The 19,007-nt window shown below is 73.3% G+C and carries 15 protein-coding genes; 10 read left to right on the top strand and 5 right to left on the bottom strand.

Annotation, left to right across the window (positions count from 1 at the left end; all coding sequences use genetic code 11):
• Positions 1–3: 3 nt before the first annotated feature.
• The gene (locus IEY99_RS20895) at positions 4–2,169 is read left to right on the top strand and encodes a hypothetical protein (protein ID WP_189205629.1); all 2,166 of its coding nucleotides are present in this window, start codon (positions 4–6) and stop codon (positions 2,167–2,169) included.
• Here the strand turns inward: IEY99_RS20895 and IEY99_RS20900 are convergent.
• Positions 2,114–3,706 (bottom strand): hypothetical protein, encoded by a 1,593-nt coding sequence (locus IEY99_RS20900; protein WP_189205632.1) that lies wholly within the window; start codon positions 3,704–3,706, stop codon positions 2,114–2,116. The genes IEY99_RS20895 and IEY99_RS20900 overlap by 56 nt on opposite strands.
• A 185-nt stretch (positions 3,707–3,891) precedes the next feature.
• Here IEY99_RS20900 and IEY99_RS20905 point away from each other — a divergent pair, with 185 nt between their 5' ends.
• Complete coding sequence (locus tag IEY99_RS20905; RefSeq protein ID WP_189205634.1) at positions 3,892–4,629, top strand: response regulator transcription factor; 738 nt, start codon at positions 3,892–3,894, stop codon at positions 4,627–4,629.
• Between the two features lies 1 nt (position 4,630).
• On the top strand, positions 4,631–6,184 hold the full coding sequence (locus IEY99_RS20910; protein ID WP_189205635.1) for a sensor histidine kinase: 1,554 nt from the start codon (positions 4,631–4,633) through the stop codon (positions 6,182–6,184).
• Here IEY99_RS20910 and IEY99_RS20915 read toward each other — a convergent pair.
• A complete protein-coding gene (locus IEY99_RS20915) occupies positions 6,131–6,544 on the bottom strand; it encodes a hypothetical protein (RefSeq protein ID WP_189205636.1) in 414 nt (137 codons plus the stop codon). The genes IEY99_RS20910 and IEY99_RS20915 overlap by 54 nt on opposite strands.
• A gap of 258 nt (positions 6,545–6,802) precedes the next feature.
• Here IEY99_RS20915 and IEY99_RS20920 point away from each other — a divergent pair, with 258 nt between their 5' ends.
• From IEY99_RS20920 to IEY99_RS20935, 4 genes are all read left to right on the top strand, one after another.
• The gene (locus tag IEY99_RS20920; protein WP_189205637.1) at positions 6,803–7,891 is read left to right on the top strand and encodes a 3-deoxy-7-phosphoheptulonate synthase; all 1,089 of its coding nucleotides are present in this window, start codon (positions 6,803–6,805) and stop codon (positions 7,889–7,891) included.
• 72 nt (positions 7,892–7,963) lie between these two features.
• Positions 7,964–10,084 (top strand): glycosyltransferase family 39 protein, encoded by a 2,121-nt coding sequence (locus tag IEY99_RS20925; protein WP_189205638.1) that lies wholly within the window; start codon positions 7,964–7,966, stop codon positions 10,082–10,084.
• Between the two features lie 132 nt (positions 10,085–10,216).
• Positions 10,217–11,446: a bifunctional glycosyltransferase family 2/GtrA family protein gene (locus IEY99_RS20930; RefSeq protein WP_189205639.1), complete on the top strand. Its 1,230-nt coding sequence runs from the start codon at positions 10,217–10,219 to the stop codon at positions 11,444–11,446.
• Positions 11,447–11,576: 130 nt separating this feature from the next.
• Positions 11,577–11,873 (top strand): DUF3040 domain-containing protein, encoded by a 297-nt coding sequence (locus IEY99_RS20935; protein WP_189205640.1) that lies wholly within the window; start codon positions 11,577–11,579, stop codon positions 11,871–11,873.
• Between the two features lie 3 nt (positions 11,874–11,876).
• On the opposite strand, the gene IEY99_RS20940 is transcribed toward IEY99_RS20935, so the two are convergent.
• Entirely contained in the window at positions 11,877–12,971 is a 1,095-nt protein-coding gene (locus tag IEY99_RS20940; protein WP_229799010.1) for a DNA glycosylase AlkZ-like family protein, read from the bottom strand.
• A gap of 14 nt (positions 12,972–12,985) precedes the next feature.
• Positions 12,986–13,597: a GNAT family N-acetyltransferase gene (locus IEY99_RS20945; protein ID WP_189205641.1), complete on the bottom strand. Its 612-nt coding sequence runs from the start codon at positions 13,595–13,597 to the stop codon at positions 12,986–12,988.
• A gap of 287 nt (positions 13,598–13,884) precedes the next feature.
• On the opposite strand from IEY99_RS20945, the gene IEY99_RS20950 reads away from it, so the two are divergent.
• A complete protein-coding gene (locus IEY99_RS20950) occupies positions 13,885–14,760 on the top strand; it encodes a LysR family transcriptional regulator (protein ID WP_189205643.1) in 876 nt (291 codons plus the stop codon).
• Here the strand turns inward: IEY99_RS20950 and IEY99_RS20955 are convergent.
• Positions 14,755–15,294: a hypothetical protein gene (locus tag IEY99_RS20955; protein ID WP_189205645.1), complete on the bottom strand. Its 540-nt coding sequence runs from the start codon at positions 15,292–15,294 to the stop codon at positions 14,755–14,757. The two genes, IEY99_RS20950 and IEY99_RS20955, sit on opposite strands and share 6 nt — an antisense overlap.
• A gap of 110 nt (positions 15,295–15,404) precedes the next feature.
• Between IEY99_RS20955 and IEY99_RS20960 the strand changes: the two genes are divergently transcribed.
• Positions 15,405–15,998: a helix-turn-helix domain-containing protein gene (locus tag IEY99_RS20960; protein WP_189205647.1), complete on the top strand. Its 594-nt coding sequence runs from the start codon at positions 15,405–15,407 to the stop codon at positions 15,996–15,998.
• Positions 15,999–16,199: 201 nt separating this feature from the next.
• A complete protein-coding gene (locus IEY99_RS20965) occupies positions 16,200–18,707 on the top strand; it encodes an FG-GAP-like repeat-containing protein (protein ID WP_189205649.1) in 2,508 nt (835 codons plus the stop codon).
• The last annotated feature ends 300 nt before the right edge of the window (positions 18,708–19,007 follow it).

Below are 19,007 nucleotides of genomic sequence, written 5' to 3' on the forward strand. Positions count from 1 at the left end.
GGGGTGGGCGATTTCCCGCGTCACCTCGTCGAGGCGCCGGCCGTGCCGCGGTTCGGCCGCGCCAAGGCCACCGTCATCGGCCTCGTGACCCTCGCGATGTGCTGGTTCCTGGCCGGCGCCACGCCCCGGCCTGTGGTCCGGTCCGAGGCGTTCACGATCCCGGGTCTGGAGGCCCTGGGCGCGCCCCCGGCCGGGACCTCCTGGGCGCCGGCCCCGCGGCCCGAGGGCCGCCTGTCCAGCGTCGCGGTGGCCCGCGGGCAGACCTTCGAGCTGCGTACGGCGAGCGGGGCCAAGACCTTCCTCCCCGGCGTCAACCTCGGCAGCACCACTCCCGGCCACCAGCCGGGCGAGCTGTCCCTCACCGCGACGCAGTACCGCACCTGGTTCGCGGCCATGGGCTGGCTCGGCATCCGCGTCCTGCGGATCTACACGATCCATCCGCCCGCGTTCTACCAGGAGCTGGCCCGCCACAACCGCGCCGAACCGGACCGCCCGCTGTACCTCGTGCACGGCGTCTACCCGCCGGACGAGTCCTACGTCGAGAAGCTCGACCTCTACGACCCGGCGGTCACCCGGGCCTTCCAGGACGAGCTGCGCGACGCGAGCGCGGCCGTACGCGGCAAGCTCACCCGCGAACCCCGGCCCGGGCGGGCGAGCGGCGCCTGGGACACCGACGTGACCCCGTGGCTCGCCGGATGGATCGTCGGGCTGGAGCTGGACCCGTACGCGACGCACACCTCCGACCGGCGCAACACGGCCGCGCCCGCCACGCGTGGCCGCTACTTCCGCAGCACCGCCGCCGCCTCGCCCAGCGAACGCTGGCTGGCGGCGCGGATGGACGAGCTGGCCGGCCACGAGGCGGCGCAGGGGCTGAGCCAGCCGATCGCCTTCGTCAACTGGCCGACCACCGACCCGCTGCGGCACCCCGAGGAGCCGCTCGCGCAGGAGGATCTCGTCCAGCTCGACGCCAACCACGTGCTGCCGACCGCGGCGTGGCCGGCGGGGACGTTCGCCAGCTACCACGCGTACCCCTACTACCCGGATTTCCAGCGGCACGAGCCGGCGCTGCAGAAGTACCGCTACCAGGGCCGGGTGGACCCGTACGCGGGCTATCTCGCGGCCCTGAAGCGCCACCACCGGGACATGCCGACGGTGATCACGGAGTTCGGCGTACCGTCCTCGCTGGGTTCGGCGCATCTCGGCCCGCTCGGCCGCTCGCAGGGCGACCACAGCGAGCGCGAGGCGATGCGGATCGACGCGGAGCTGCTGCGGCTGATCCAGGATCAGGGCCTGGCCGGCGGCTTCCTCTTCGCCTGGGTGGACGAGTGGTTCAAGTTCACCTGGAACACCGTCGCCCACCAGGACCCCGAACGCCGGCAGCTGTGGCACGACCCGCTCACCAACGAGCAGCACTTCGGACTGCTCGCGATGGACGCGGCGGGCCCGCCCGGCCAGCCGGAGCGCTTCCTGGTCGACGACGAGTCCGGCTGGCCGGCCCGGCGGATGACCGCGCGGGTGGACGAGGCGTACCTGCACCTGCGCGTCGGCCTCGCCGGGTCACCGCCCGGCGCCCTGACGCTGGGCTTCGACGTGCTGGCCGCGGTGAGCGGCGCGCCCCCGCCGGGCTCCGGCAGCGCCGAGGCGGACGCCGCGTTCGCGCTCGACCTCGTCGGGCAGCGCGGGCAGGCGTACCTGCGCAGCGAGCTGGATCCGGTGCCGCTCGACTACGCCGTCCCGGACGGTCTGCGCGGCCCGGCGCCGCGCGGCTGGCGGCGCTTCGAGCTGGTGGTGAACCGGGAGCTCACGGTCCCGTCCACCGGCGAGCGGCTCCCGGCCGAGCTGCAGAACGCCGGTGCGCTGAGGTACGGCCGGCCCCGCGACGACAGCCGGGCACTGTGGTACCGCGACGGCGACGACCTGGTCGTACGGGTGCCGTGGGCGATGCTCGGGTACGCCGACCCGTCGGCGAACATGGTCGGCGTGCGCACCGGCAAGCGGCTGGCCCGCACGCCCTCCCCGGGCGTCGGCGTGACCGTCTCGGCCGCCGGCACCGACCAGCCGGCCGGCTCGGTCACCTGGACGAACTGGAACCGGGTTTACGCCACCGAACGGCTCAAGGACGGCGCCGATCTGTTCCGGGACGCCGCGCTGGAGACTGCGGCGCCCTGACGAGCAGGGCGACCAGCCCGCCGCCCAGCAGCATCGTGCCGATGGCGATCAGGGCGACCGGGCTCAGCCCGGTCACCGGCAGCCCGCCGCCGGCCCCCGGCTGCAGCTCCCGGGGCGCGGGGGCGCCGAAGGGGTCGGGCGCGACCGCGACCGGCGTGGCCGTGACGAAGTCGCCGACCCGCATGCCGTCGCTGGTCTTGACCACCACGGCGACGTCGTACTCCTGGCCGTTGCGCAGCCCGGTGAGGTCACAGCCCTGGGCCGTGAGCGCCGGGAGCGTGCACCCGGACTCGTGACCGGCCGTCGTCACCCAGACGTACTCGAACCGCCCGCTGCCCAGGTCGGCGGGCGGCCGCCAGGAAACCCGCAGACCACCGTCGAGGGCGCGCACCTGCACGCCGGTCGCCGCGCCGGGTGCGCGCGGCAGGCCCTCGACCCGCAGGGGTACGGCGGAAAGCGCGGTGGCCCCCGCCCCGAGCTGGCCGTCGGCGCCCGACCCCCAGCAGAAGGTGTATCCCCGGCTGTCGACGGCGCAGCTGTGCGCGCTGCCCGCGTCGATGGCGGTCAGCTCCCCGTCCACCTCGACGCCCGTGGGGGCGGCCCGCTCGGCGGTGCGCCCGTAGCCCAGCCGTCCGTCGCCGCCGTCCCCCCAGCAGTACGCCCGCCCACCGCGGTCGATGCCGCACGCGTGCGCGACGCCCGCACTGATCGCGGTGAACGGGCCCAGCCGCCGGGCCGTGGCGCCCCGGCAGTACGCCGCGCCGTCCACGGTCAGGACGCACGCCTGCCGGCCACCGGCCGCCACCTCCCGCGCCTTGCCGCCGGTGGTCACCGCCGCGGGCGCGGACCGGTCCTGGCCCGCGGCCGGGTCCGCGCCCCAGCAGTACGCCGAGCCGCCCGCGGTCGCGGCGCACGTGGTGTCGCCGCCCGCCGTGATGTCCACGACCTTGCCGGTCCGGCCGGTGTGCACCCGCACCGGGACGGCCGAGCGGCTCGTACCCGGCACGCCGAGCTGGCCGCGCGATCCGTCGCCCCAGCACCACGCCGTGCCCTCGTCGTCGGCGGCGCAGGTGTGCCGGGAGCCGGTCGCGATCGTCACGAGGGTCCGGCCCCGCAGCGCCTCGACCGGGTGCGGCGCGTCCCGGTCGGTGTGCGCGCCGTCGCCGAGCTGGCCCGCGGAGTCGTCACCCCAGCAGTACGCCGTGCCGCCGGTGTCGATGGCGCAGGTGTGTGCCCGGCCGGCGTCGGCCCGTACGGCGTTGCGCAGCGCCACGACGGGGTGGGCGAAGCCGTGCGGCCGGGCGCCGTCGCCGAGCTGCCCGGAGGAGTCGTCGCCCCAGCAGTACACGGTTCCGAGGCTGGTGATCGCGCACGAGTGCGCCCCACCGGCGGCGACGGCGGCCGTACCGGCGCTCGCGATCCGCACCGTGTCGGCCGTGACACCGGGCGGGTACGTGCCCGCCGCCGCGGCGGGCGCCCCGGGGATCGCGGCCAGGACCAGCGCCGCGACGGCCCCTGCGATACGGCCCAGTCGCACCTGCTTCTCCCACTCACCCGCCCGACACAACGCGGGAATTATGCTGAGTCTGGGAGCATTAGTCCGCTTTGACACGCAGTGTCGGGTATTCGCGCGGAAGCCGTGGTCACGCCGTCGCCGAGCCGCACAGGTGTTACACAGGGAGCGGAAAGGCGCCGCAAAGCGAGCCCCCGGACAGTTAGGGCATGACGATGGCGAACGCAGGTCCCGGCGGCGAGCTCCGGCGGCCCGACGGCAGCCCGGTCCGGGTCCTCGTGGTCGACGACGAGCCGACCCTGGCCGAGCTCCTGTCGATGGCCTTGCGTTACGAGGGCTGGGAGGTCCGCAGCGCGGGCGACGGCCAGGCGGCGGTCCGCACGGCGCGGGACTTCCGCCCGGACGCCGTCGTCCTCGACATGATGCTGCCCGACCTCGACGGCCTCGAGGTGCTGCGCCGGCTGCGCGGCGAGACGCCCGAGGTGCCGGTGCTCTTCCTGACCGCCAAGGACTCGGTCGAGGACCGGATCGCCGGGCTCACCGCCGGCGGCGACGACTACGTCACCAAGCCGTTCAGCCTGGAGGAGGTCGTCGCCCGGCTGCGCGGCCTGATGCGCCGGACGGGCCGCTCGCCGATGCGCACCGGCTCCGAGCTCGTCGTCGGCGATCTCACCCTCGACGAGGACAGCCACGAGGTACGCCGCGGCGGCCACCTCGTCACCTTGACCGCGACGGAGTTCGAGCTGCTGCGCTACCTCATGCGCAACCCCCGCCGGGTGCTCAGCAAGAGCCAGATCCTGGACCGCGTGTGGAACTACGACTTCGGCGGCCAGGCCAACGTCGTCGAGCTCTACATCTCGTACCTGCGCAAGAAGATCGACGCGGGCCGCAACCCGATGATCCACACCATGCGCGGCGCGGGCTACGTCCTGAAGCCGGCGGACTGAGATGACCGGCGCCGCCCGCCCGGCCCGCTGGCGCTCCCCCGCGGGCTGGACGCTGCGCACCCGCCTGATCGCCCTCATGGTCGTCCTGCTCACCGTGCTGGGCCTGGTCGTCGGCGCCACCGCCGAGATCTACCTGCACAAGACCCTCTACGACCGCCTCGACGCGCAGCTGCGGGAGATCGCGGATCGCGCCCAGCGGCGGCCGCCCCGCCTCCCCGATGGACTTCCCCGCCCGGGTGGCGGTCAGTTCGGCGACAGGGTGCCGCCCGGCGCTCCCCCCGACTCGATCTTCCTCAGCGTCACCACCGCCGGCCCGAAGGAGGGCGGCATCGTCACCCTGCGCGCCGATGACGAGGGCTATCTCGTCAACCGGTACCGGAACCTTCCCGAGGCGACGATGACCCGGCTGAGCGCGGTCACGCCGAACAGCGGCCCGGCCGACATCGACCTGGGCGACCTCGGCGACTACCGCGTGCTCGCCACGACCGCCGACGACGGGATGGTCGTGGCCGCGGTGCCGCTCGCCGAGACGCGGGACACGCTGCTGGCCGTGGCGGGTGTGACCGGAGGAGCCGTGGTCCTGGCCCTGGTCGCGGCCGGCTGGGCGGGGGCCGTCATCATCCGGCGCGACCTGAGGCCGCTGAGCCGGGTGGCGGCGACCGCCACGAGGGTGTCGGAACTGCGACTGGACAGCGGCGAGGTGGAGCTCGCCCAGCGGGTGCCCGAGGCGGACACCGACCCGCGGACCGAGGTCGGCGCCGTCGGGGCCGCGCTCAACCGGATGCTCGACCACGTCGGCAGCGCGCTCGAAGCCCGGCACGCCAGCGAGACTCGGGTACGCCAGTTCGTCGCCGACGCGAGCCACGAGCTGCGCACCCCGCTCGCGGCGATCCGCGGCTACGCCGAGCTGAGCCGCCGCAGCCCCCGGCCGGTGCCGGAGGAGATCGCGCACGTGCTGCGCCGGGTGGAGTCGGAGGCCGGCCGGATGACCGCGCTGGTCGAGGATCTGCTGCTGCTCGCCCGGCTGGACGCCGGGCGGCCGCTGGCGCAGGACCCGGTGGATCTGACCATGCTGGTGGTGGACGCGGTCAGCGACGCGCACGCGGCCGGCCCGCGCCACGACTGGCGGCTCGAAGTGCCCGGCGAGCCCGTGACGGTGACCGGCGACGGCCAGCGCCTGCATCAGGTGGTCGCCAATCTGCTGGTCAACGCCCGTACGCACACCCCCGAGGGCACCGCCGTGGTCGTCAGCGTGGCCACCGAGGGCGACGCGGCGGTCCTGCGGGTGACCGACGCCGGTCCGGGCATCCCGGCGGAGCTGCGGCCGCATGTCTTCGAGCGCTTCGCCCGGGGCGACAGCTCCCGCTCGCGCGCGGCGGGCAGCACCGGCCTGGGCCTGTCGATCGTGCACGCCGTGGTCACGGCGCACGGCGGGTCGGTCGGCGTCGACAGCGTCCCCGGGCGCACGGAGTTCACCGTGCGGCTGCCGTTGACGCCGGCACTACCAGCCGAGACGGATGCCGTCCATCAGCACGTCCCGGAGATCGTCCAGTAGGGCGCCGGCCGCGTTGCCGTCGGAGACGTGCAGCTCCAGCGGGACCGATTCGCTGTCGCGACCGACCAGGACGTCCAGGGCGCACAGGGCCCGGCCCGCCATCTCGCTGGTCACCCCGGTGATCGCGGCGGCCCGGAGGCGGTCGTCGAGCCACGGCCGGCCCTGGGCGCCGGGCAGGCCCGCCGCGATCGCCGCGATCGCCGCGAGCGCCTGCGACGGCGGAATCTCGCGGAGGAGTACCTGGGGCGTTTCCCACACCCGCAGCACCACCGCGGAGACCGCCTGACGGCGTTCCGCCGGGGCCAGGTCGGACAGGCCGTCGAGCAGGTGTGCCGGGCTCGCGTTGTTCATGCGTCTCATGTCAGCACACGCAACTTGCATGTGCCCATACCCCGGCTGACGGACAATGTCCGTCACAGATGGGCTACCATGACGGCGTGTCCCGTTGGTATTCGTGGTTTACGAGGCCGGCTCCGCCGGTGGCTCGGCCATGAGGTCATGACCTGAGACACCCCCGCAGGGCCGGCAGAGGCAGCGACCAGAGTCGCTGCCTTTTCGTTTGCAACGAGCCGGCCGAGACTCGGGGATGCCGGCCCCGGGGAGAGCCGGCGGAGAAGGATGACTGTCGTGACCATCCCCGAGGTGCAGCGCGTCAGCGACCACCGCATCGACCGCGTCGTGCCGCTGATGAGCCCCGCGCTGCTCCACCACGAGCTGCCGCTCACCCACGAGCTCTCCGCGAGCGTGCTGGACAGCCGCCGCCAGGTGGAGGCCGTCCTCGACGGCCGAGATCCGCGCCTGCTGGTGGTCGTCGGCCCCTGCTCGGTGCACGACCCGGACGCCGCCGCCGAGTACGCGGACCGCCTCGCCGCCGAGCGGGAACGGCTCGCCGACGACCTGCTCATCGTGATGCGGGTCTACTTCGAGAAGCCGCGCTCGACCGTGGGCTGGAAGGGCCTGATCAACGACCCGGCCCTGGACGGCTCCGGCGACGTCGGCAGCGGCCTGCGGATCGCCCGGGCGCTGCTGCTGCGGGTGCTCGAACGGGGCCTGCCGGTCGCGGTGGAGTTCCTCGACCCGATCACCCCGCAGTACATCGCGGACACCGTGGCGTGGGGCGCGATCGGCGCCCGTACGGTCGAGTCGCAGGTCCACCGCCAGCTCGCCTCGGGCCTGTCCATGCCGATCGGCATGAAGAACCGCCCCGACGGCAGCATCTCCACGGCGATCGACGCGATCAACGCGGCCGCCGCGCCGCACGTCTTCCCCGGCATCGACGTGTCCGGCACGCCGGCGATCATGCACACGAGCGGCAACCCCGACTGCCATCTGGTGCTGCGCGGCGGCAAGGGCCCGAACTACGGCGCGGAGGACGTCCGGGCGGCGCTCGGCCTGCTCGCCGGCGCCGGCCTGCCCGAGCGGGTCGTGGTCGACTGCTCGCACGGCAACAGCGGCAAGGACCACCTGCGCCAGCCGATCGTCGCCGACGACGTGGCGGGTCAGCTCGAGGCCGGCCAGCGGGGCATCCGCGGCGTGATGCTGGAGAGCTTCCTGGTGCCGGGACGCCAGGACCTCGGCGGTGAGCTCACCTACGGCCAGAGCGTGACGGATGCCTGCATGGGCTGGGAGCCGACGGTGGGAGTGCTGGAACGGCTGGCCATGGCCGCCGCCAAGCGGCGCGCGGGCCTCACAGGGGGCGCACAGTAACGGCACAAGGGTCCGACAGGCAGGCGGCCGACAGTACGAGGGTCAGTGCTTCCGCCTGCCTAAGGACCCTTGATGACCTCGACGTTGCCCGTACCCGACGTGGCGCCGGTGGACCCGCCGGCCGATCTCGGGGCGCTCCCCCGGTCCCGCCGGTCCGCGTTCCTGCGGGGTCGCGCGGACGACGCGCCATGGGTCCGGCCCGCACTGCTGGCCCTGCTCGCGCTCACCGGCGTCCTCTACATCTGGGGCCTCGGGGCGTCCGGGTGGGGCAACGCCTTCTACTCGGCGGCGGTGCAGGCCGGCTCGGAGAGCTGGAAGGCGTTCTTCTACGGCTCCTCCGACGCGGCCAACTCGATCACCGTCGACAAGACCCCGGCCTCGCTGTGGATCATGGCGCTGTCGGTGCGGCTCTTCGGCCTGAGTTCCTGGAGCATCCTGGTGCCGCAGGCGCTCCTGGGCGTCGCCACGGCAGGCCTGCTCTTCGGCACGGTCCGCCGCTGGTACGGCCCGGCCGCCGGGCTGATCGCGGGCGCGGTGTCGGCGCTGACCCCGGTCGCCGTGCTGATGTTCCGCTTCAACAACCCGGACGCGCTGCTCGTGCTGCTCATGGTGGCCGGGGCGTACGCGACCGTGCGCGCCGTCGAGAACGGCTCCACGAGGTGGCTCGTGCTCGCCGGGACCTTCGTCGGCCTCGGCTTCCTGACCAAGATGCTCCAGGCGCTGCTGGTCGTGCCCGCGTACGCCCTCGCCTATCTGATCGCCGGACCGCCGCGGCTCGGCAGGCGTATCGGACAGCTCCTGCTCGCCGGGCTGGCGTTGGTGGTCTCGGCGGGCTGGTACCTGGCGACCGTCGAGCTGGTGCCCGCCTCGATGCGGCCGTACATCGGCGGGTCGCAGAACAACAGCCTGCTGGAGCTGACCCTGGGCTACAACGGCCTGGGCCGGCTCAACGGCAACGAGACCGGCAGCGTCGGCGGTGGGGGCGGCAACGGCGGCGGGGGCTGGGGCGAGACCGGACTGCTGCGCATGTTCGACACCGCGCAGGGCGGTCAGATCTCCTGGCTGCTGCCGGCCGCGCTCATCGTGCTGGTCGCCGGCCTGGTCCTGACCCTGCGCGCCGCGCGCACCGACCGGCTCCGCGCCGGGCTGGTCCTCTGGGGCACCTGGCTCCTCGGCACCGGCCTGATCTTCAGCTTCATGCAGGGCATCTTCCACGCGTACTACACCGTGGCGCTCGCGCCGGCGGTCGGCGCGGTGGTCGGCATGGGTGCGATGCTGCTGTGGCGCGCGCGCCGTAACCCGTTCGCCTCGCTCGCGCTCGCGGCGGCGATCGGGGTGACCGCCTGGTGGTCGTGGCACATGCTCGGCTGGAGTCCGGAGTTCCTGCCCTGGCTACGCTGGGTGGTGCTCGCCGGCGGCGTCGTGGCGGCGCTCGCCGTGCCGGCCTCGGTGCGGCTGCCGCGGATCGCGCCGGCCGGCGCCGGCCTCGCGCTCGCCGTAGCGCTGGCCGGGCCCGCGGCGTACGCGGTGCAGACCGCGTCCGAGCCGCACACCGGCTCGATCCCGTCGGCCGGACCGGTGGTGCAGGGCGGTGGCCTCGGCCCGGGCGGCGGACGCGGCGGCATGCGCGACGGCGCACCGGGCGGCCGGCCCCCCGGCGGCACCGCACCCGGCGGCACCGCACCCGGCGGCACCGCACCCGGCGGCACCGCACCCGGCGGCACCGCACCCGGCGGCACCGCACCCGGCGGCACCGCACCCGGCGGCACCGCGCCTGGTGCCCCGTCGCCGGGTGGCGCCGCACCTCAGGACGGCGGCCCTCGTGGCGGCGGCATGGGCGGGCTGCTGAACGCGGCCACCGTGAGCGACGAGCTCAAGACCCTGCTGGACGCCGACGCCGACCGCTACACCTGGGTCGCGGCGGCGGTCGGCTCGCAGAACGCCTCGGGCTACCAGCTCGCCACCCAGGACCCGGTCATGGCGATCGGCGGCTTCAACGGCAGCGACCCGTCACCGACCCTCGCGCAGTTCCAGCGGTACGTCGCCGAGAAGAAGATCCACTACTTCGTCGGCGGCGGGTCCGGCGGCCGGGGCGGCAGCAACTCCAGCTCGCAGATCGCCGAGTGGGTGGCCGCCAACTACACCGCGGAGACGGTCGGCGGGGTGACGCTCTACGACCTGACCGCACCCTGATCCAGACGACGACCGCCAGGCGGCTCCCGGACGACCGGGGGCCGCCTGGCTCGCGTTCGGGGATCCTGCACTCACAGGCCGGGCACAGGGTCGCCACACACCGGGCAAAGCCCCGGAGCCGACCTTGGTGGCATGAGCCTTTCCACGCTGACTCGCCCCGCTTGCGGCCCGGTCGAGGTCACCGCACCCGTGCTCGACGTCGTCGTCCCCGTCTACAACGAGGAGCTCGACCTCGAGCCCTGCGTACGCCGGTTGCACGCGTACCTGGCGGCCGAGTTCCCGTACCCGTTCCGGATCACCATCGCCGACAACGCCAGCACCGACGCGACGGCGGAGGTGGCGCGCCGGCTCACCGGGACGCTGGCGGAGGTCAGCTCGGTCCACCTGGCCGAGAAGGGCCGGGGACGCGCCCTCAAGCATGCGTGGACCCGGTCGGACGCGGCGGTGCTGGCCTACATGGACGTCGACCTGTCGACGGACCTCGGGGCGTTGCTGCCGCTGGTCGCCCCGCTGATCTCCGGCCACTCGGACCTGGCCATCGGCTCCCGGCTGGCCCGCGGCTCGCGCGTGGTCCGCGGCGCCAAGCGGGAGTTCATCTCCCGCGGCTACAACCTGATCCTGCGCGGCACCCTGTCCGCCCGCTTCTCCGACGCCCAGTGCGGCTTCAAGGCGATCCGTGCGGACGTGGCCGGGCGGCTGCTGCCGATGGTCGAGGACACCGGCTGGTTCTTCGACACCGAGATGCTGGTCCTGGCGGAGCGGGCGGGACTGCGCATCCACGAGGTGCCGGTGGACTGGGTCGACGACCCGGACAGCCGCGTCGACATCGTGGCCACCGCGCTGGCGGACCTGCGGGGCATCGTCCGCCTCACCCGCGCCCTCGGCACCGGGCGGCTGCCGCTCGCCGCCCTGCGCGAGCAGCTGGGCCGCAACCCCCTGCCGGTCGCGGGCGTCCCGGCCGGGCTGACCGGCCAGCTGCTGCGCTTCGCCGCCGTGGGCATGGCCAGCACCCTGGTCTATCTGGCCCTGTACGCGATCCTGCGCACCGGCGCCGGTCCGCAGTGGGCGAACCTGGTCGCCCTGCTGATCACCGCGATCGCCAACACCGCCGCCAACCGCCGGCTCACCTTCGGCGTACGCGGCTCCGGCGGCGCCTGGCGCCACCAGGCCCAGGGTCTCGTCGTCTTCGCCGTCGGCCTCGGCCTCACCAGCGGCTTCCTGGCGTTGCTGCACGCGCTGACCGTCCCGGCGACCACCCTGGAGCTCGCCGTGCTGGTGGTCGCCAACCTGGTCGCCACCGGCGTCCGCTTCCTGCTCATGCGGAGCTGGGTCTTCCGGGCCACCGGAGTGGGCATGAACTGAGCGTGAACGCAACCCCCCCAACGGTATGAATTTCGTGACTCGCGGGCAACAATGGAACCATCGACCGGAATGGTTCTCTCATCCGGTCGTCGTGCCCCAACAGTCCGGGCCCCCGCCGGAGGTGCGACGAATGCTCAGCAAGGAAGACAGCCGCCGACTTGCCCAGCTCGAACGGCAGCTCCGCCGCGAGGATCCCGACTTCTACTCCCGGATGACCGGCGGCGAGCCCGCCCCCCGGCAGGTTCCCGTCCCGCTGATCCTGGCCGCGACGGTGATCTGGGCGGCGGCGCTGATCCTGGCCGTCGTGGGCTGGTGGGCCGCGGCGATCGTCGCCGGCGTGTGGGCCCTGGTCATCATGGCCGCCCTCGGCCACCACTGCCGGGCGGCCCGGCGCCCCGGTCCGGGTCTGCTGCCACCGGCCTGGTGACGATCACCCGAAAGCGACGGTCGCTTCGGTGACCTCGCGGGCCCTGGCCACCACGGCCGCCTCCGCTTCCAGCGACTTGCGCACCTTGGGGGTCAGCGTCGCGAACGGCGTCACGGTGAGGTCGACGCGCTTGCGCCCGGCCGTCTTCGCGCGCCACACACCGGCGATCTCACCGTCCACAAGGATCACCCCGGGGTTGCCCAGTGTCCGCCAGACCTCCTTCTGCCGGGCGCGGTCCGGCACCAGCAGATCGCGGTCCCGGGCCTGGAGCAGCGGGTCCATCCCCGGCAGGAAACGCACCCCGGCGACCCGCCCGGCGCACGCGAGCTCCGGCACGCACGAGCTCGGCAACCACGCCTTGCGGCCGTCGACCCGCACCTCGTCCAGGCCGGACGACGGCCAGACCTTCCTGATCTCGGCGGTCGAGCTGCCCAGATACTTCGCCACCTCGGCCGGACCGGCCGGCCCCAGCAACCGCAGATAGGTCGCGATCAGGGCGTCGATGCCCTCGTTCGCCGACGGTTGCGGCGGGGCGCCCGGGATGGGCCCCAGCGTGGCGTCCCGGCCCCGGGACTCGACCTGCACTCCCCCGGCCAGCCCGGAATGCTGCCAGACGTTGCCCGCGATGTGCCGGGCGCCGCAGGTGCGGCAGTCGTACGTCAACTCGCGCGGCACCCGGCGGCTGACCTCGGTGCTCGCCTCGCCCCGGGGCATCGAGGAGGTGACCACCGCACGGAACGCCGCGGCGGTCACCTCGAACGCCTTGATGCCGAGCCGGACACCCTGCGGAATCTGGGCGCTCTTGATGCGGGCGGAGGCGTCCGCGTCGCTGACCGGCCACAGGGCCTTGACCAGCCGGCCGAGGTCCCGCTTGCGGTGCAGGTGCGGCGCGCCGCGGGCCGCCCACACCATGATCAGCCGGTTGTCGCCGAGGCCGGCGCCGGTGCGCGCGGCGAGCGCCACCCGGACCGAACCGGGCGTGTATTCCTGCACGCCGAGGTCGAGCACGGCCAGATCGGCCGGCCGCCGCTCACCCCGCTCGGCCAGACCCAGCGCCGCCACCCGGTATGCCATCGCCTGCTCGCGACCGACGTCCATGCGCAACCTCCCGGTCAGACGCGACGACCGTACCGCCGGGCGGCGACATTTCTCAGCCGTTCCATCCGGCTGCCGCCGCCGGCCGCCATCAGCTCCCAGGTGTCCAGGCTGCTGGGGCCGTACGGGCCCTCCTGCAGGATGGGCGGCTCGCCGGTGAGCCGGTATCCGCAGCGACGGGCGACCGAGGTGCTGGCGGTGTTGCCCGGGTCGATGCGCAGCAGCAGCCGGCTCAGGCGCAGCGTCGTGCGGGCATAGCCGGAGAGCAGGGCGAGCGCGCGGCTGGCCAGCCCGTGCCCGCGGTGCTCGGCGCCGACCAGGTAGCCCAGTTCCGCCTCGCGCAGGCCGGCGTCGACGCCGAAGAGCAGCACCTCTCCCAGGGGCTTGCCGCCGTCCACGGTGATCGCGAGCTGGATGCGCTGCCCGCCGACCCGGCCCTGCCGGGCGCGCTTCAGGTACGCGACGCCGGCCTCGGCGTCGAACGGCGACGGCATCGGGGTCCACCGCGCGATGTCGGGCTCGTCGAGCATCGCCACCAGCTCGTCGAGGTCCTCGTCCCGCCATTCGCGCAGGATGACGCCGTCTCCGGTCAGCGTGATCGGGTACGGCAGGCGGCCCGGGCTCGTCATGCGCCGATCCTGCCCATAAGCACCCGGTTCCTGCCAGTAGGCGGACCTTCGTCAACGGGTGAGTGAACCCTTCACGATGGGGGCGTACTCCCGGAAACCCTGCCCTGGCCCCGCATCCGTGGCCGCCCGGCGGCCGAGACGGATGCCCCGTGTCAGGTTATCGACAGTCATCTCCACCGCGTGCCGGTACTGCTGCTGCCCGGGCTGGTGAGCGCCCCTCCGCCACCCTCCCCCGCCAGGGCGACATGCCCCTCGAACGATTCACGCGGTGGCTAGGATTCACCTTCGTGGATCTACGCCAGCTCGAATACTTCGTGGCGGTCGCCGAGGAGGCCAACTTCACCCGGGCCGCGGAGCGCGTGCACATCACCCAGTCCGGGGTCAGCGCGCAGATCCGGCAGTTCGAGCGGGAGCTGGGGGCCGACCTGTTCGACCGCTCGTCGCGCATGGTGCGGCTGACCGCGGCCGGCGCCGCGGCGCTGCCCCACGCCCGCTCCGCCCTGGCCGCCGCCGAGTCCGTCCGCGAGGCGATCGACCAGGTGACCGGGCTCGTCCGCGGGCGGCTGCGGCTCGGCATGCTCGTCGGCTGCACGGCCAAGCCGCTCTTCGCCGCGCTGGCCGCCTTCCATCGCGCCCATCCCCGCATCGAGATCGCGCTGACCGAGGGCGACTCCGACTCGCTCATCGAGGACGTCCGCGCGGGCGGCACCGACCTCGCCCTGGTCGGCGCGGCCGGCGAACTGCCGTCGGAGCTGTCCTCGCTGACCGTCGCGAGCGAGAGCCTGATCGCGCTCGTGCCGCCCGGTCACGCCCTGGCGGCGAACGACGACACGACGGTACGGCGGCTGGGGGCGTACCCGCTGGTGTGCCTGCCGCCGGGCACCGGCATCCGGGACGCGCTCGACCGGGCCTGCGCCGCGCAGGGCGTGCGGTCCCACGTCGCCTTCCAGGCCACCGCGCCCGGTGCGGTGGCCGACCTGGCCGCCCGCGGGCTGGGCGTGGCGGTGCTCAGCGAGTCCACAGCGGCCGACCACCCGGAACTGACCGCCGTACCGATCGGCGACGCCGAGGCGCCGGCGCTGCTCGTCCTGCTGTGGCGCCGGGAGGAGAGCACCGTGCTGCGCGCCCTGCTGCCCCGCTGCCGCAGAGCCTTCGGGCTATAGCAGGTCGCCCTGGCACGCGACCCGCACCTGCTCGTTCCACTGCGTCGCGTCGAGCACGACGACGGTGGTGTGCTCGCGCTCGTCGTACGTCTGCACGGCCAGCGTGACCGGAAGCCGCCCGATCGGCAGGCCCCTCGCGCAGACGACCCGGATGTCCGCCTCGGCCTGCACGGACTCCCCGTGCTTGATCCACCGCTGCCGCTCGACGCCCTGGACCACGAGCCCGGACCGCACGGCGCTGAGGTTGTGCACGTTGATCGGCAGCGGCCCCGCGTTGACCAGCGTGACCTGCCGGGTGAGCGAGGCGTCGACGACCTTGCCGCGGAGGACCACGCCACCCACTCCGGCGTCGTCGGACTGCGGTCCGGTGTCGGGCAGGACGAGCACGGAGATCTCGCTGCTGCGCGCGCGGTGGTCCCGGTAGGACGTGGCGGCCCCACCGAGAACGGCCCCGACGGCGAGCACGGAGACGGCAGCCATGAGCCGTCCGGGGCGGCGGCGCGCGGGAGGCCGGTCCAGGTCGATCAGGCTCATGGCCCATAGAACGCTACGGCACCGGCCTCGGTGATGCCGCGGCGGCATTCCCTGTGGGTGACGCCGCACGCGCCTTGCCAGGACCGTCGCAAGCGTAGTGGACTGGCGCCATGGACAGCTCGGTCGCGGAAACCCTGGCCGGCGTGGGCCCGCGCCTCAAGCAGGCGCGGGCCGGACGCGGAATCACCCTGACCGAACTCGCCGAGACCACCGGCATCTCGAAGAGCACTCTGTCCCGGCTGGAGTCCGGCCAGCGCAAGGCCAGCCTCGAGCTGCTGCTGCCGATATCGCAGGCGCACCGGATCCCGCTGGAGGAACTGATCGGGGCACCGGAGGTCGGCGATCCCCGGGTACGGCTGACGCCACGGACCCGCAACGGTCGTACGGTGGTCCCCCTCACCCGGCAGCCCGGCGGCCTGCAGAGCTGGAAGGTGATCATCCCGCCCGAGCCCGGAGCACCCCGGCTGCGGTCGCACGAGGGATACGAGTGGCTGTTCGTGCTGGCCGGCAGGATGCGGCTGATCGTCGGCGACCAGGACATCGTCATGGGGTCCGGCGAGGTGGCCGAGTTCGACACCCGGCACCCGCACTGGTTCGGCTCGGCGGACGACCGGCCGGTGGAGATCCTCAGCCTGTTCGGCGGCCAGGGCGAGCGCTTCCACGTACGGGCGGCGCCCCGGCGGACCGCCGCGCCGGCCGGGTGACCCTTCGCACTCCCCCACAGGTTGCGACAGGACAACGACGACCGTTACCGTCCGCCCTGCGTTCGCGCATCGATCGACATAGCCGGCGCGGAACCAGGCCGTACCCCGAGAATTTCCGGCCTGCCCGCCAACCGGCCGCGATCACGCGACGTGACGCTGATTTCGATTCATCACGAACAAGCGACGGGGATTTACCACTCGATGACACCCTCCACCCGTGCCCTGCTCATGCGGGGTCTCCTCAGCGCGGGCCTGACCGCCGCCACCCTCACCGCGACGCTGCCGGCCGCCGCGCACGCCGCGCCCGCACAGTCCGCGGCCGCCCTGACCGCCGCGCTCGCCGCCCCTGCCGAGTACGAGGACAAGCTGAAGGTCGCCGTCAAGTTCGGCCTCGGCGACCAGCCGAGCCTGCTCGAGAAGTCCGACCGTGACTTCGTCGTCGCCCTCTGGAACCACCTCAAGGGCAACCCGGACCACCTCGAGGTGACCGCCGCCGCGGCGACCGCGTTCTCCGCTCCGGAGAACGTGGACGATGCCTGCAGCCAGTTCATCCTCGTCGACGTGTACGCGGCGTTCGACCGCGACCTCGCCCGCGAGAAGCAGGAGGACGAGGCGAAGCGCGAGTCCGACAAGGCCCGCGCCGCCGCCGCGGCCAGCATCAGCGTCGTCGCCGACGCCGCCATGCTGAACGGCACCGACGCCAAGTTCGCCGAGCTGATCTGGAAGCGCGTCGAGAACGACGCGAACTGGCCCAAGGTCAAGGCCGCCGCCGCCGCGGCCATGGCGGGCACCCCGGAGCAGCAGCGCGAGTTCATCGCCGCCGGCCTGGCCGCCGCCGCCAAGCAGGACACCGACGACATCATCGCCCGTGACCAGGCGACGACCGAGGCGCAGAAGGCAGCCGCCCGCGCCCGCGCAGCCAAGCAGTTCGCCGCCAACCGGGTCGGCATGACACCCACCGACCAGCTGCTGAACATGCCGGACCGGGACTTCGTCACCGAGGTGTGGAACCACACCCCCGAGGGCAGCGAGGTCCAGGCCGCCGCGATCCGCGCCGCCCGCAGCAACGACCCGGCCGTCTGGAAGGCGTTCATCGACACCGGCATCCACCAGGCCAAGGACCGCGACATCCAGATCGCGCTCGAGAAGAGGTACCAGGCCGACCGGGCGGAAGCCGACCGGGTGAAGAAGCTGGCGACCGCGAACGGCGACAACAACCTGCTGCGCGCCGCCACCAAGGCGCTGGCCGGTTCCCCCGACGAGCTCGCCGAGTTCCTGCGCGTCGGCCAGTACGACATGAACCTGACCACCGGCTTCGAGGCCGGCGACGTGCAGCCGACCTGGTCCGACAGCCCGGTCTCGGCGGGCTACGTCGCCAACGTCAGCGGGGCCGAGCTCCGCGTGCGCGACGAGGCCGGCCACGGCGGCAAGGCCGCCCTCGTCTACGCCGGCTCGGACGACAACACCCTGCAGTCGCACGCCTACCTGCGGTCGATGGCGCTGAGCCGGGTCAAGGTCAAGCCGACGACCACCCTGTCGTACTGGATCTACCCGCAGAGCAGCACCGCGAAGCCGGGCGTGAAGACCCGCAACAGCACCTGCGTCGCCATCGACCTGGCGTTCAGCGACGGTTCGACGCTGCGCGACTCCGGCCTCACCGACCAGCGCGGCAACCGGGTCCACCCGGCGCACCAGTGCAGCAAGCTGACCGCCGACAAGTGGAACCGCGTCGTCGTGAAGCTGGGCGGCGCCTTCGCCGGCAAGCAGATCACCGCGGTCCACGTCGGCTACGACCAGTCCAACAACATCGGCGGTTACCGCGGGCTGATCGACGACATCACCATCACCGACAAGCCGATCGACAACTCGGGCGACGGCAACGGTCCCGCCCCCGACTACCCGGCCGACAAGCCGGTGCGGGACTTCAACAGCGACGGCAAGGCCGACGTCTTCGTCCGCAAGGCCGACGGCACGCTGCGCCTCTACCGCGGCGACGGCAAGGGCTACTGGATCGACGCGGCCAACAGCCCCGTCATCGGCACCGGCTGGGGCAAGTTCACGGCCGTCTTCTCCCCCGGCGACTTCAACGGCGACGGCCTCCTCGACGTCATCGCCCGCAACGCCGCCGGCGACCTGCTGCTCTACCGCGGCAACGGCAAGGGCAGCTGGATCGACCCGTCCAGCAACATCAAGATCGGTAGCGGCTGGGACAACTTCACCGCCGTCTTCTCCCCGGGCGACTTCAACGGCGACGGCAACTCCGACGTCATCGTCCGCAAGGCCGACGGCACGCTGCGCCTCTACCGCGGCGACGGCAAGGGCTACTGGATCGACGCGGCCAACAGCCCCGTCATCGGCACCGGCTGGAGCAAGTTCACGGCCGTCTTCTCCCCCGGCGACTTCAACGGCGACGGCTTCGCCGACGTCATCGCCCGCAACGCCGACGGCGACCTGCTGCTCTACCGCGGCAACGGCAAGGGCAGCTGGATCGACCCGTCCAGCAACATCAAGATCGGCACCGGCTGGCACCGGTTCACCACGGTCTTCTCCCCGGGCGACTTCAACGGCGACGGCTTCGCCGACGTCATCGCCCGCAACGCCGACGGCGACCTGCTGCTCTACCGTGGCAACGGCAAGGGCAGCTGGATCGACCCGTCCAGCAACATCAAGATCGGTAGCGGCTGGAACAGCTTCAACCTGATCTTCTAGCCGTCCGGGGCCGGCCCTGCCCCGGGCCGGCACACACTGGACAACCGCACCTGAACAAGTGGCCACGGGCCTTCCGGAAGTTCGCTCCCGGAAGGCCCGTGGCCACAGTCGTGTCACGGCAGGCTTGTCCCTCGGCTACCGCTCGCTCCGCCTGAGGGTGCCGCGCTAGTCGTAGTGGACATCGAGGTCCAGCTCGGCGCCCGACACCGGCGCGCTGTTCCGGGTCGAGGATAGGAAACGGACGAGGGTCCGGGACCGTAACCGGTCCCGGACCCTCGTCCGGTCGTATTGCGGCAACAG

Source organism: Couchioplanes azureus (assembly GCF_014648355.1).
Lineage (GTDB): Bacteria > Actinomycetota > Actinomycetes > Mycobacteriales > Micromonosporaceae > Actinoplanes > Actinoplanes azureus.